The organism is Lentzea indica (assembly GCF_012184385.1).
In the GTDB taxonomy this organism is placed as follows: domain Bacteria; phylum Actinomycetota; class Actinomycetes; order Mycobacteriales; family Pseudonocardiaceae; genus Lentzea; species Lentzea indica.
Genome location: NZ_VSRL01000241.1, coordinates 1 through 13488, shown reverse-complemented (window position 1 = coordinate 13488; position 13488 = coordinate 1). Strand labels below are relative to the sequence as shown.

9 protein-coding genes, 2 tRNA genes and 3 pseudogenes are annotated in these 13488 nt (G+C 69.1%); 7 read left to right on the top strand and 7 right to left on the bottom strand.

Features of this window, described 5'->3' with window-relative positions; genetic code table 11:
- Both FXN61_RS39300 and FXN61_RS56705 read right to left on the bottom strand, forming a co-directional pair.
- The coding region (locus FXN61_RS39300) for an NB-ARC domain-containing protein (RefSeq protein WP_312878349.1) at window positions 1–524 on the bottom strand (524 nt) is incomplete at its 3' end.
- 178 nt (window positions 525–702) lie between these two features.
- Window positions 703–1353, bottom strand: a pseudogene (locus tag FXN61_RS56705) (AfsR/SARP family transcriptional regulator); the annotation flags it as partial.
- A gap of 176 nt (window positions 1354–1529) precedes the next feature.
- Here FXN61_RS56705 and FXN61_RS39290 point away from each other — a divergent pair.
- Window positions 1530–2207 (top strand): annotated as a pseudogene (locus FXN61_RS39290) (LacI family DNA-binding transcriptional regulator); the annotation flags it as partial.
- Window positions 2135–2545: pseudogene (locus FXN61_RS53460) on the top strand (substrate-binding domain-containing protein); the annotation flags it as partial. The pseudogenes FXN61_RS39290 and FXN61_RS53460, both read left to right, overlap by 73 nt.
- On the opposite strand, the gene FXN61_RS39285 reads toward FXN61_RS53460, so the two are convergent.
- Window positions 2526–3866 carry a pyridoxal phosphate-dependent decarboxylase family protein gene (locus FXN61_RS39285; RefSeq protein ID WP_167978972.1) on the bottom strand — a complete coding sequence of 447 codons (1341 nt, stop codon included), beginning with the start codon at window positions 3864–3866 and terminating at the stop codon, window positions 2526–2528. The pseudogene FXN61_RS53460 and the gene FXN61_RS39285 sit on opposite strands and share 20 nt — an antisense overlap.
- Before the next feature lie 197 nt (window positions 3867–4063).
- On the opposite strand from FXN61_RS39285, the gene FXN61_RS39280 reads away from it, so the two are divergent.
- Window positions 4064–4924, top strand: a complete 861-nt coding sequence (locus FXN61_RS39280) for a hypothetical protein (RefSeq protein WP_167978966.1) — start codon at window positions 4064–4066, stop codon at window positions 4922–4924.
- Here FXN61_RS39280 and FXN61_RS39275 read toward each other — a convergent pair.
- Entirely contained in the window at window positions 4921–5265 is a 345-nt protein-coding gene (locus tag FXN61_RS39275; protein ID WP_167978971.1) for a peptidase inhibitor family I36 protein, read from the bottom strand. The genes FXN61_RS39280 and FXN61_RS39275 overlap by 4 nt on opposite strands.
- A 140-nt stretch (window positions 5266–5405) precedes the next feature.
- Here FXN61_RS39275 and FXN61_RS39270 point away from each other — a divergent pair, with 140 nt between their 5' ends.
- On the top strand, window positions 5406–6104 hold the full coding sequence (locus tag FXN61_RS39270) for an aminoglycoside 3'-phosphotransferase (protein ID WP_167978970.1): 699 nt from the start codon (window positions 5406–5408) through the stop codon (window positions 6102–6104).
- Here the strand turns inward: FXN61_RS39270 and FXN61_RS39265 are convergent.
- The 3 genes from FXN61_RS39265 to FXN61_RS39255 form a co-directional block, all read right to left on the bottom strand.
- Window positions 6101–6844: a DUF1684 domain-containing protein gene (locus FXN61_RS39265; RefSeq protein WP_167978969.1), complete on the bottom strand. Its 744-nt coding sequence runs from the start codon at window positions 6842–6844 to the stop codon at window positions 6101–6103. The genes FXN61_RS39270 and FXN61_RS39265 overlap by 4 nt on opposite strands.
- Before the next feature lie 196 nt (window positions 6845–7040).
- Window positions 7041–7117 (bottom strand) — tRNA-His (locus tag FXN61_RS39260).
- Between the two features lie 2 nt (window positions 7118–7119).
- Window positions 7120–7192, bottom strand: a tRNA-Gln gene (locus FXN61_RS39255).
- A gap of 300 nt (window positions 7193–7492) precedes the next feature.
- Here FXN61_RS39255 and FXN61_RS39250 point away from each other — a divergent pair.
- From FXN61_RS39250 to FXN61_RS39240, 3 genes are all read left to right on the top strand, one after another.
- Complete coding sequence (locus FXN61_RS39250; protein WP_167978973.1) at window positions 7493–9052, top strand: glycoside hydrolase family 13 protein; 1560 nt, start codon at window positions 7493–7495, stop codon at window positions 9050–9052.
- Window positions 9053–9144: 92 nt separating this feature from the next.
- The gene (locus FXN61_RS39245) at window positions 9145–12621 is read left to right on the top strand and encodes a WGR and DUF4132 domain-containing protein (RefSeq protein ID WP_167978968.1); all 3477 of its coding nucleotides are present in this window, start codon (window positions 9145–9147) and stop codon (window positions 12619–12621) included.
- A gap of 345 nt (window positions 12622–12966) precedes the next feature.
- A partial coding sequence (locus tag FXN61_RS39240; RefSeq protein WP_167978967.1) for a WGR domain-containing protein occupies window positions 12967–13488 on the top strand: 522 nt, incomplete at its 3' end.

The following is a 13488-nucleotide window of genomic DNA, read 5'->3' as shown; positions in this document are numbered from 1 at the left end:
CGCAACCGGCCGGCGGCCAGGCGCACGGCCAGCGGAAGCCTGCCGCACAGCTCCACGACCTCCCGTGCCGCCGCGTCCATGCCGCGTTCGTCGCCCACGATCGTGGCGAACAGCTGCAGCGCCTCGGCCTCGGACAGGACGTCCAGCGTGAGCGTCGACGTGCCTTCCAGCTCGACCAGCCTCGCCCGTGACGTCACGAGCACCAGCGAACCCGGCACGCCAGGCAGCAGCGGCCGGACCTGCTCCTCGCTCGCCGCGTTGTCCAGCACGACCAGCAGCCGCCGTCGCGACAGCTCGGCCCGCCACAACGAGGCCCGCTCGTCCAGGCCGACCGGGATCTCCTCCTGGCCGAGCGCGCGCAGCAGCACGTCCAGGGCGTCCGTCGGCTCGACCGGGGAACGGCCCGCGGTGTGCGCGTGCAGGTCGATGAACAGCTGACCGTCCGGATACTCCAGCCGGTGCGCGAGGTGCACGGCCAGCGTCGTCTTCCCGACGCCCGGCATGCCGTCGATCGCGGAGATCACCACCGCGGACCGTCCGGTGACGGCCCTGGTCAGCCGGTCCATCTCGGCGTCGCCGGCCGGTGAAGTCCGCGACGTCGCGAGGCAACGTGTTCAGCGCGGGCCGCGGCTCGTCCCCGCGCAGCAGCCGTTCGTGCAGTTCGCGCAGGTCAGAGCCTGGATCCGTGCCCAGCTCCTCGGCCAGCAGCACCCGCACGTCCTCGAACGCCTGCAACGCCTCGGCGGGCCTGCTCGCCCGGTGCAGCGCGTGCATGAGCTGCAGCCACAGCTGTTCCCGCAACGGGAACTGCTTGGTCAGCCGTCGCAGCTCCCCGATCAGCCGCTCGCCCTGGCCCAGCTCGATCGACAGGCGCGCGTGCTGCTCGGCGACCGTGAGCCGGCGTTCCTGCAGCAGGGTCAGCTCGGCTTCCAGGCGCGGCCCGATCACGAGGCCGTCCAGCGCCGGGCCCCGCCACAACGCGAGCGCCTCCTCGTACCTGGAGACCGCCGCGCGGTGATCACCCTGCTTCAGCGCCTCGTCGCCGACAGCGCACAGCTGCTCGAAGACGTCGACGTCGACCTCGCCTGCCGACACCTTCAGCCGGTAGCCGCCGGGCACCGTGACGAGGTCGTCCAGCACGAGCTTGCGCACGGCGGCGACGTAGGTGCGAATGTTCGATTCCGGTGCTGCGGGTGGAGATTCCCACACCGCTTCAACCAAATGTTCAAAACTGACCGTCTCGTTGGCATGCAAGGCCAACGCCGCCAGCAGCGCCCGTTGCCGGGGCCCGCCCAGCCGCAGTTCCTCGCCCCCACGCCAGATCTGCAGCGGCCCAAGAGGCCGATACCGCACTGACCCTCCTCGGGGGGCATGGTGCCAGAACTCGGGGGCGCTGTGCGGAATTTGTGCGGACGATCTTCGAAACTGGCCTCACGCCGCTGCGCAGAGGGGGAACGAAGATGGACCGGAGCTGGTGGCCCGTGTGGGTGAACAGATCATGGACCGGCCAGGCCGCCTAAGATGACCGCATGACCGAGACGGCGAAACGGCGTCCCGGCCCCCGGATCGAAGAGGTCGCGCGGGTGGCCGGGGTGTCGAAGTCGACCGTCTCGCGCGTCATCAACGACGAGCCGTACGTCAGCGCGAAGGCCCGTGAGGCCGTGCACGCCGCGATCGCCGAGCTGGGCTACACCCCCAACCAGGCCGCACGCGCACTCGCGGGCAACCGGGCCAACGCGATCGCGCTCGTGGTCTCCGAGCCGACCGGCCGCGTGCTGTCCGACCCGTTCTTCGCGGGAGTGCTGCGCGGAATCCACGCCGAGCTCGCCGGTCGCCACATGCAGCTGTTGCTGATGATGAGCCAGCCGTCCGACACCGAGGACCTGGTCGCGTACCTCAGCAGCGGGCACGTCGACGGGGCGTTGCTGGTCAGCCTGCACGGCGAAGACCCGCTGGTGCCGATGCTGGCCGAGATCGGACTGCCGGTCGTGTCCGGTGGACGGCCGCTCGGAAAGACCGTGCCGTTCGTCGACTCCGACAACTTCACCGGCGCACTCGAAGCGGCACGGCACCTGGTCTCGTTGGGGCGCAAGAGGATCGGCACCGTCGCAGGACCGAAGGACATGGCCGTCGGCGCGGACAGGCTGAGCGGGTTCCGGCGCGGGCTGGGCGAGGCCAAGATCGCCGCCGATCTCGTGGCACACGGCGACTTCACGCCGGAGAGCGGCGCGCGGGCCATGGAACGGTGCTGCGCAAGGCCCCCGACCTCGACGCGGTGTTCGTTGCCGCGGACATCATGGCGCTGGGAGCGCTGCAGGTGCTCCACGCGCAGGGCAGGCGCGTGCCGCAGGACGTCGCCGTGATCGGGTTCGACGACTCCGTGTTCGCCGCGACCGCGACACCGCCGCTGACGACGATCCGGCAGGACGTCGAAGAGCTGGGCCGCACCATGACGTGGCGGCTGCTCGCGGAGCTGGCCGGCGAGGCGGGGCTGCCTCCGTCGTTGCTGCTGCCCACGTCGCTCGTCAAGCGGACAAGCGCCTGATCAGTTCGATCAGCTCGTCGACGTGCTCGCGGTGGGTGCGGTGGCTGAGCACGCAGATCCGCAGCGTGAACTTCCCGTCGAGCCTGGTGCTGGACAGGAAGAACTTGCCGGAGTCGTTGATGCGCTTGAGGAGCTGCTCGCTGTCGGCGCTTCGGAAGACCACGACGGTGAGGTCGGACGGGAGCACTTCCAGGGTTTCGATCTTGGCCAGTTCCGCGCGGAGGTGGTCGGCGAGATCGTGCTTCTCGTCGATCGCCGCGCGGAAGGCGGCGACGCCGTGCAGGTGCAGGGGCAGCCAGATGCGCAGGCCGCGGAACTCCCTGGTGAGCTCGGGACCCAGGTCGGAGTAGTCGGGCACGCCGGTGCCGTGGTCGAGGTCCTGCAGGTAGTCGCCGTCGGCCGCGTGCGCGGCGCGCAGCAGGGCTTCGCTTCTGACGAGCAGGACGCCCGTGCCGTACGGGAGGAAGAGGCTCTTGTGCGGGTCCCACGCGATCGAGTCCGCGCGGTCGATGCCGGTGAGGATCTCGCGGCCGCGTTCGGTCAGCTGGAACGCGCCACCGTAGGCGCCGTCGACGTGGAACCACAGGGATTCCCGGTGCGCGAGGGTGGCGATCTCGTCGAGCGGGTCGACGATGCCGGTGCTGGTCGCGCCGGCCGTGCCGATGATCAGGAACGGGCGCAGGCCGCCTGCGCGGTCCTCGGCGATCATGGCCTGAGCCGCGGGGACGTCCATCCGCAGGTGTGCGTCCGTGGGGACGACGCGGATGCGTTCGGGCGGGAAGCCCGTGATGTGCGCGGCCTTCGCGACGCAGTGGTGGGTGTGCGGGGTGACGTAGATGGTGCCGTTGGGGTCGTGGGCGCCGAGGCGGTCCTGGCGTGCGGTGTGGACCGCCGACAGCGTGGCCAGTGAGGCTCCGGTCGTGAAGATCCCGCCGGATCCAGCCGGGAGGCCGAACTCGTCGCACAGCCAGCGGATCACGCTGTGCTCCATCGCGACCAGCGCGGGCGCCGTGGAGGCGACACCGGTGTAGCGGTTCGTGGCCTGGGCGACGAACTCGGCGAGCACCGAGCTGTAGAGGCCACCGGCCGGGAAGTACGCGAGGTAGCGCGGGCCCGCCGTTTCCACGGCCTGGCTCGCCGCGCCGGAGAACCGGTCCAGCAGGTCAGCGAGTCCGCCTGGCGTTTCCGCCGGCGGCGGGGGCAGGAGGGCCGTGCCCGGCGACGACGCGGGCGCGGCCTCCAGTCCCTCGATGAACTCCTCGACGAAGGCGGTCACGGTCTTCGTCCACTCGGCCCTGGTCTCGCGGTCCGGCTGCAACATGTGCACACCGTACGAATCTCGCCCCGCCGTGTGCTCGCGGGATTCCGCCGTCCAGTTCGCATCGGTGGTCTCCGACGCTGCGTGACAGCCAGCGCGGATTTTCACTCGTTCGGCACAACATGGCGGCACTCTCGGTAACACCTGAAGTGGTCCCCCGATGGTCAGGCGTACGAACCCCACTCGAGGGAGTTGCGACAGTGATCGAGAACTCGGCCGCAGGTCTGGTGATGGTGCCCGGTGAGGTGACGGTGACCGTCACCGGCGAGGAGCACAACCAGGACGTGCTGGCCAGGTACGCCGTGCCGGACGGCGTGACGCGGCATGTCGCCGTGCACCTGACGTGGTGCATGGTCGCCGCCGGCAAGTACCGCGGTCAGCGGGCGATCGAGGTGCGGCTCGACGGGCAGCGCGTCGGTGAGCTGACTTTCCTGATGTCGCAACGGTATGCGCCGGTGCTGATGCACGTCGAGTCGGGTGGTGGTGCGACCGGGTGCGGTGCTTTGGTGCAGCGCGGCGACAACGGGTTGCTGCAGATCGTGTTGCGGATGCCGCGCGAGGTTCCTCGTGGAGCGGTGGTGCCGGTCGCGGGCTCTCGTTCGTGGGTAACGCCAGCGGCGATCGGGGTGGGCAGCCTGTTCGCGTTCTTCATCGCGATTGTTGTTGTCGGAGCGGCGATGAGCGGTCCGTCGAACGTTGACAAGGCAGCGGGATCGAGCAGCACGACTGCACCCACCACGACGACCACGACCGTGGTTCCGCCAACCACCACGACAACAACAACAACAACAACTACGACCACCACCACCACGACAACGACCACCACGCCCCCAGCCGTCGCACAGCCGAAGCCGCAGCCTCAGCCGAATCCTCAGCCGCAACCGGCACCGCAGCCGAGCTGCCACGCGAGCTACAGCCCGTGCGTGCCGATCGCGTCCGATGTCGACTGCGCGGGTGGAACCGGAGACGGGCCCCAGTACGTCCGGGGCCCGATCCGCGTGATCGGTCCTGACGTCTACAAGCTGGACAGCAATGGAGACGGCGTCGGGTGTGAGCGTTAGCGCTGGATGAAGACACTTCCCGCCTGGAACGTGATGTTGGGCTGGCCGGTCTTGCCGTCGATCGGGTAGGGCCGGCCGGTGCAGTCGTCGCTCGCGAACAGCGATGCGGTCAAGGTGCTGTTGTTGTAGGCAGAGCGGATTCGGTTGCCCCAGCCGTGCTCGACCAGGTCCACGCACGCCGAGGACCCGATCGGGACGACGTTGAACTTCGCGCCTTCGTAGTTGATCTGGTCCCACGCGCAGAACGCGTCGGTGAACGTGCAGTCCGGCTCGGCGGCGTGGGCGGCGGGCGTGATCGCGAGACCCGCCAGAGCGCACAGCACAACGGCGATCTTCTTCATGACTTCCTCCCCAGTTTCCCCTTGTCTCCCACCCTGCATCGCTTTCCTGTGCCAGGTCAAGGCTTTCCGTACCGGAACTCGGCTCAACAAAGCTAAAAATGGCGCGGAGAGTCCACTGTAGACAAGGCAGAATGGTCCACGTGGAGATCCCAGGGGAAGTGTTGTCAGCGGTCGGTCCGGACGCGGTCTGGTCAAGTGAGCACGAGGGACTGTCCGGCGACGTCTGGCGAGTGGGTTCCTGCTACGTGAAGCGCGCAGGGGTGGAAGAGCGCGATCGGTTGCTGTGGCTGGGCGAGCACTTCGAGGTGCCGTCGATCAAGGCGTTCGTGGACGACTGGCTCGTGCTGGAGGATGCAGGGGCGCCGTCACTGGCGGCCGTCGACCCCGTGCTCGCGGGGACCGTCATGGGCACAGTGCTGCGGTCGTTGCACGCTTTGCCGGTAGCCTCGTGCCCGTTCGACGCACGTGTGCCTGTCATGCTGGAGAAGGCCCGGCGCAACGTCGAGGCGGGTCTCGTGGACCCGGACGACTTCGACGACGACAACCGCGGGGCCACACCCTCCGAACTGCTGGAGCGGCTGGTCCGCAGCGCACCCCAGGACGAGGATCTCGTGGTGGCTCACGGGGACTTCTGCCCGCCGAACGTACTGCTGCGTCCGGACGGCTCGACCGTGCTGATCGACGTGTCCCGGCTGGGTGTGTCCGACCGGCACCGCGACATCGCGCTGGTGCACCGGGAACTGGACGAGGAGGCCGCAGACGCGTTCGACCGCGCCTACGGCCTCGTCCCCCGCCCACCGTTGCTCAAGTGGTACCAGTTGCTCGACGAGTTCTTCTAAACCCGCTCGTACGGCGTCTTCTCCCCCGCCTCAACGCTGAACGGCAGGTGGTTGCCCGCGGGTGGCAGCGGGCAGGTGGCGAAGTCGGTGAAGGCGCACGGCAGGTTCGTCGCGCGGTTGAAGTCGAGGACGACCTTGCCGTCGACCGGGGTTGCCGCCAGTGACCGGTTCGCCGCGTACGTCGTGACGCCGCTGGTCTCGTCGGTGAACAGGATGCTCAGCCCGCCGTTGCGGCCGTTGAACGCGGTCAGTGTGTGCTCGGCGCCGTTGTGCGTGAACCGCACACGGCCAGGTGCCTCGTACACGTGACTAAGCCCCTCGACGACTGCACCGACCGTGGTGGGGACGGGCGCGTCGAACGGTTCGTAGACGCCTTCCAGCACCCAGGCCTCTTGCGGTTCGTACGACGGCACGCCGCGGAAGTTCCTGAGTACCTCGGCCTTCGGGTCGTGCACGCGGATCAGGTACCCACCGCGGCGCGCGACCTCGATCTCGACGTCGCCTGCTTCGACGCGCGTGCCAGGGCCGCTCTGGACGAGCGCGAACCGCGTCGGTTCTCCCTCGTTCTGCCAGTACGCCGCGTCGTCGTCTTGCCACCACACGCCCGGTAGGCCGTCATAGGCGCGTGGGGTCGTCTCCAGCCAGTCGAGCGAGACCAGCGCCAGCCACCCGTACGGGTCGGCCAGGGTCTTCTCCCGCTCCGTCTTCCAGGCCTGCCAGTCCTCCGCGAAGGCGCTCATGACCGTGCGAACAACGGGTCCGGGGAGTTGCTTCCCCGTCCCACTTCTTGAGACCCACCTGGGAGTCGAACCCAGTGTCAACGCTGTTGCAGAGCGTTTCACGACCGTCGTGACGTGGGCCGGGCATCGCGCGTCCTGGTGTCGAACCAGGCATCCCAGGCTTATGAGGCCCGGGTGACCACCGGGTCCCGCGCGATGGGGTGACCGACCGGACTCGCACCGGCTTCGACCAGGACCACAACCTGGCGCCTCGACTGCTTCGGCTTCGGTCACAGCTGCCCGTCGAGGACTCGAACCTCGATCTCCGCGTCCAGAGCGCGGCGTCCGTGCCGATTGGACCAACGGGCATCAAAAAAAGCCGCCTCGTCGCAGCGGCGACGGGACGGCTCCCCGGAGACATGAGTTCAGCTCATGCCGAGGAGCACCAGACGTGCTGATGACACATGTGCTGCATCACGGCTGGCTCCTTTCTCCGGTTCGTTGAGATCCACTCTGACGGATGACGCCGCAGCGTCGCAACGCATTATCTGGGGCTGCAAAACTTTGCAGACCTAGCGCGGTTGCTTCAGTAATCCTCAAGCCGACTTGCGGAAAACTTTTGCAACGTCTTTCCTGGACCGCTGACACACCCCATCGGAAGGCATGGACATGTCCCAGGACTGGTGGCGACACGCCGTCATCTACCAGGTCTACGTGCGCAGCTTCGCCGACTCGGACGGCGACGGCGTCGGTGACCTGCCCGGCATCCGCTCACGCCTGCCCTACCTTCGCGACCTGGGCGTCGACGCGGTCTGGATCACGCCGTTCTACGCCTCGCCGATGGCGGACGGCGGCTACGACGTGGCGGACTACCGCGCGGTGGACCCGCAGTTCGGCGGGCTCGACGACGTGCGCTCGCTGGTCGCGGACGCGCACGCGCTCGGCATCCGGGTGATCGTCGACATCGTGCCGAACCACAGCTCCGACCAGCACGAGTGGTTCCAGGAGGCGCTGGCCGGGCGTGGCCGTGAGCGCTACATCTTCCGCGAGGGCGTCGGTGATCAGCCGCCGAACGACTGGGAGTCGGTCTTCGGCGGGCCGGCGTGGACGCGGGTCGAGGACGGTTCCTGGTACCTGCACCTGTTCGCGCCGGAGCAGCCGGACCTGAACTGGGAGCTGCCGGAGGTACGCGCGGAGTTCCGCGACGTGCTGCGGTTCTGGCTGGACCTGGGCGTCGACGGGTTCCGGGTGGACGTGGCGCACGGGATGATCAAGGCGCAGGGGCTGCCGGACATCGGGCACGCGGACCAGCTCAAGTTGCTGGGCACGGAGGCGCTGCCGTTCTTCGACCAGGACGGTGTGCACGACATCCACCGCGAGTGGCGTGCGGTCGTGGACTCCTACGAGGGTCAGCGCGTGCTGGTGGCGGAGGCGTGGACGCCTTCCGCCGAACGGACGGCGATGTACCTGCGTGCCGACGAGATGCACCAGGCGTTCAACTTCCACTACCTGACCGCGGAGTGGAACTTCGAGGCCCTGCGGTCGGTGATCGACTCCTCGCTGGCGGCTGTCGCGCCGGTGGGTGCGCCTACTACGTGGGTGCTGTCCAACCACGACGTGCAACGGCACGTGACGCGGTACGGCGGCGGCGAGACCGGTGTGCGGCGGGCACGCGCTGCTCTGGCGTTGATGCTGGCGTTGCCGGGTTCGGTCTACCTGTACCAGGGCGAGGAGCTCGGGCTGCCCGAGGTGCTCGACCTGCCGGACGAGGTGCTGCAGGACCCGATGTGGGAGCGGTCCGGCCACACCGAACGCGGCCGTGACGGCTGCCGGGTTCCGTTGCCGTGGACTGTTTCCGGCCCGTCGCTCGGGTTCGGCACCGGCGGGTCGTGGCTGCCGCAGCCCGCGGACTGGGCGAAGCTCAGCGTGGAGGCGCAGACCGGCGACCAGGACTCGATGTTGTCCTTCTACCGCAACGCTTTGCGCGCCCGGCGCGAGCATCCGGCCCTGGGCGCGGGCGACGGTGTCACCTGGATCGACGGGCCTGCCGACGTGTTGTGGTTCGAGCGCAGGGCCGGCGGACGGGGTGTCGCCTGTGCGGTGAACCTCTCCGGTGAGGTCGTCGCGCTGCCGGATCCCGGTGCGGTGCTGCTGGCTTCTTCGTACTACGGGGTGCGCGACGGGCAGCTGCTGCTGCCCCCGGACACCGCGCTCTGGTGGGAGCTCTGACCAGCGTCTTCACCTGATCATCCAAAACTGTCAGACCCCCTGAGTACGGTCCGTGGACATCAGCTTTCGGACCGGGTTCAGGGGGTTTGCCAGTGCGCAGGTGGGAGCTCGTCGCGGGTGGCTCGGCGAAGTTCTGGGAGGTCGGGCAGGACGGTGTTTCGGTCACCGTCCGGTTCGGACGGCTGGGCACGGCCGGGCAGACCCAGACCAAGGAGCTCGCCTCCGCGGAGGCGGCCGAGGCGCACGTCGCGAAGCTGGTGGCGGAGAAGGAGAAGAAGGGCTACCAGAGCATCGCGCCTTCCGAGGATCCCCCTGCCGCGCCCGTGGCGGTGCCTGCATCACCACCGGTCGAGCCTCCTCTCGACGAGGAGACGTGGGTGATGCCCTCGGAGTGGCTGCGGCAAGCGATGCGCCGAAGAGACGTCAGACCATGGCCGAAGTTCGCGGTCGACTCCGCTGTGGCGCAGGAGTCCCGCGACCAGATCACCGCACACGCCGAGAAGATCGACGAGGTGCTGGTCCATCCGGACTCGAACCAGGGTCTGGTGCGAGCGCTGCGGGACCAGCTCGACGGCCGGCCGGATCCGCTGGGTGTCGCGGTGCTCACGAAGGTGGCGGAGACCGGCAAGTCCCCTGTGCACTGGTGGATCGAGGAGTTCGGCCTGCCGTTCGCCGCGGCGGCGGCCGTGCACTACGCGGCGGTGCACGTCAACAACCACAAGGACTGGCAGACCCAGCAGTGGTCCGGCCACCACCTGCACTGGTCGCTGCCGCACCACCTCGGGGACCAGACCTTCGAGGGCCGGGCGCTGATCCACACCCGGACCGCGCTGGCCGTCGCGGACCAGGCGACGTACGACGCGGCACTGGTGGAGCTCAAGAAGCTCGGCGGCGACTGGTTCAGCCAGGCGGCGCGCGCCTTCCTGGCCCCGACGCGGCACGACTGGTTCGAGGAAGCGAACACCGCCCAGCACGCGCCGTACTGGATGGTGCACTGTTCGGCCAGCACGGCGGAGCAGCTCGGCCGTCTGCGGTCAGGACATCTGATCTGGTCGCCGACCGGCCTGTACACCGCCTTGTACGTCCTGGGTCCCGCGCTCGCGCCCGTGCTCGACGCGGAGCTGCGCGCGAAAGTCGAGTGGGGCGCGGACTGCCGCAAGCTGGCGCTCGAGGTGCTGGCGGCGCTGCCGACCGACGAAGCGTTCCTGATGCTGCTGAACCGCCTGCAGGAGCGTTATGTGCGGCCGGCACTGCTGTCCGCGATGGCCGCGTTCCCGGCGCGGGCGGTCCGGCTGTTGTCGCCCCGCGCGGTCAACGACCCGGACGCCCGCAACCTGCTGCACACGCACATGCTGATGCACCCAGGCCTCGAACTGCCGGCGGAAATCGCCGCATTGCTCCCCGAAGCGCTGCCGGACGCCCCTGCCGCCGCGCTCCCGCGTGTGCTGGCCGAACCGCCGTGGACGCACCGCCGTCCACAGCCGAAGTCCGTGGTGCTGAAGGATCTGCCGGTGCCCACCGCGCACGTCACGTGGCTGCCGGGCGAGCGCGAGGAGTGGCAGGAACTCAAGGGCTACTGGACCCGGCAGACCCACGACTGGAAGGCGCTGGCGGCCGCGGTCAGGGCCCGCGACAAGCGCTACCACGACCACCGGCTGTTCGAGGCGGGCCCGGAGGAGCTCGCCCTCCCGCTGCTCGCCGACTGGGTCCCCAGCGACACGTGGGGCAGCGAGAGCTGGGGCAAGCGCATCACGGCCCGGTTCCAGATGGACGCCCTGCCCGCGATGCTGCGTCTGGCCGCGAGCAACCCGCACGTGTCGGGTGTCGTGCTGCTCCCGTACGCCACCGTCGAGGTGGCCGAGCTGATGGCGGACTGGTTGGTACGCCTCAAAACAGCCCGCACGTTCGCCGTCGCCTGGCTGGACCGCCACCGCGAGGCCGCAGCCCGCCTTCTGCTGCCCGCGGCACTCGGCGCACCAGGTACGGTGCGCCGCAACGCCGAGTTCGCCCTCCGCCACCTCCACCTGGAGACCGGCGTCGACGTCGTCGCCCTCGCCGCCTCGCACAGCGACGAAGCGGGTGCCGCGATCCGCATCCTGGTCGAGGTCGACCCGCTCGACGTCCTTCCCGCGAAACTGCCGGTGATCGGCGACTGGGCCGATCCACGTCTGCTCCCCCAGGTGCTGCTGACCGACGGCAAGGCGGCCTTGTCCGCGGGTGCCGCCAAGAACCTCCTGATGACCGCAGCACTGTCCAAACCGGACGCCGTCTACCCCGGCCTGCCGCTCGCCGTCGAGGCGTGCGACCGCACCTCGCTCGCGGAGTTCGCCTGGGCCGTCTTCGGCCGCTGGCAGGACGTGGGAGCACCGTCGAAGGACGCCTGGGTCCTCACAGCACTCGGATGGTTCGGCGACGACGGGACGGTGCGCCGCCTTTCGCCGCTGATCCGCGCCTGGCCCGGCGAGAGCCAGCACGCCAGAGCCGTCACAGGCCTCGACGTGCTCGCCCAGATCGGCAGCGAGGTGGCACTGACCCATCTGAACAGCATCGCGGAGAGGGTGAAGTTCAAGGGCCTCAAGGCCCGCGCCCAGGAGAAGGTGGCCGACATCGCCGCGGCACTGGGCCTGAGCCGCGACCAACTGTCCGACCGTCTGGTCCCCCGGCTCGGCCTGGACGACGCCGCGACCCTGGTCATCGACTACGGCCCCCGCCAGTTCACCGTCGGCTTCGACGAACAGCTCAAACCCTACGTCCTCGACCCCGATGGCAAGCGCCGCAAGGACCTCCCGAAACCCGGCACCAAGGACGACCAGGACCTGGCCCCCGCGGAACACAAGCGCTTCGCCACGTTGAAGAAGGACGTCCGCACCGTCGCCGCCGACCAGATCCACCGGCTGGAACGCTCGATGGTCGACCAGCGCACCTGGACCGCCGACGAGTTCCACACCGTCCTGGCCGCTCATCCCCTGCTCTGGCACCTGGTCCGCCGCCTGGTCTGGATCACCGACGCGGGCATGTCCTTCCGTCTGGCAGAAGACCGCACCCTCGCCGACTCCGGCGACGACGAGGTGACCCTGCCGGAGGGGGCCACCGTCCGCGTGGCCCACCCCGTCGAGCTGGCCGACACCCTCCAGACCTGGGGCGAGGTGTTCGCGGACTACGAGATCCTGCAACCCTTCCCGCAGCTGAGCCGCCCGACCCACGCCTTCGTCCCTGGCGAGGACAACGTCCCGCAGCTGCACAGGTACGTCGACCGCGTCGTGCCGGTGGGCAAGGTCCTCGGCCTCACCAAACGAGGCTGGGTGCGCGGCGAACCCCAGGACAACGGCTGTGAACCCTGGATGACCCGCCCGCTCCCGTCCGGCGGTGCCCTGGTCGCCTGCCTGGATCCCGGAATCACGGTGGGAATGGTCGACATGTTCCCCGAGATGAAGTTCAGCGCCCTGTGGTTCTCGGAAAGCGGCGAAGGTGCATGGGTGCCGCCCAGGGACGGTGGCCCCGCCAACATCGACGTGGACCCGGTCACCGCCTCCGAGCTCCTCTCGGAACTGGAATCGCTGCAGGCGTGACCTGTCAGTTCGCTGAGCACCTGGGGCAGACGTCCTGTCCTCAACCTGATCGGCTCGTTGGCGCCGAGAGCGTCTGCAAGTACCACCAACTCTTGATCGAATCCCCTTCAACTACACCCAACTCGTTCTGCATCCGCAGAACGGACACCGTCAGCTCGGGCCCGCAGCGGCCTGTTGGGTGTAGTTGCGCGCCTGTTGATGTTGAGTTGGCAGTACTTGCAGGCGCCGTCGGAGCCAGGCGTGAGTAACGGACACGACTTCAGTTCGCTTGATCGACGAAAAGTGTCGGACCGGCTGAGTACGGTCGCCGACATCAACTCCGGATCGGACTCAGGGGGTACGGCAGTGCGCAGGTGGGAGCTCGTCTCCGGCGGCTCGGCGAAGTTCTGGGAGATCGGCAGGGACGGTGCCGCGGTCACCGTCCGGTTCGGACGGCTGGACACACACGGCCAGACCCAGACCAAGGAGCTCGCCTCCGCGGAGGCGGCCGAGGCGCACGTCGCGAAACTGGTGGCGGAGAAGGAGAAGAAGGGCTACCGGCCGATCGGTTCAGCCCAGGTGGTGCAGGAGCTACCAGACGCGGCTCCGGTTGCCGAACAGTCCACAGCGTCCGTTGCCGAGCAGCCGGCCGTCGTCGACGAGGACACCTGGGTGATGCCCAAGGCGTGGCTGCGAGATGCGGTGCGGCAGCGCGGTTTCGACCCGGCACCGGTGTTCTCCGTCGACGCCGAGCTGGCTGAGACGGCTCGGCGGCGAGTGGCCAAGCAGACCGCCACCACGATCGAGCGGGTGCTGTCCGAGCCCGCGTCCGACCAGGATCTCGTGCGGGCGGCGCGGCAGCACCTCGCCGGCCGGCCGGATCCGGTG

Bases quoted from the DNA above. Each gene is read 5' to 3' on its own strand.
- FXN61_RS39275 (WP_167978971.1), bottom strand. From the start codon at position 5,265: ATGAAGAAGATCGCCGTTGTGCTGTGCGCTCTGGCGGGTCTCGCGATC.
- FXN61_RS39250 (WP_167978973.1), top strand. From the start codon at position 7,493: ATGTCCCAGGACTGGTGGCGACACGCCGTCATCTACCAGGTCTACGTG.
- FXN61_RS39285 (WP_167978972.1), bottom strand. From the start codon at position 3,866: ATGTTGCAGCCGGACCGCGAGACCAGGGCCGAGTGGACGAAGACCGTG.
- FXN61_RS39265 (WP_167978969.1), bottom strand. From the start codon at position 6,844: ATGAGCGCCTTCGCGGAGGACTGGCAGGCCTGGAAGACGGAGCGGGAG.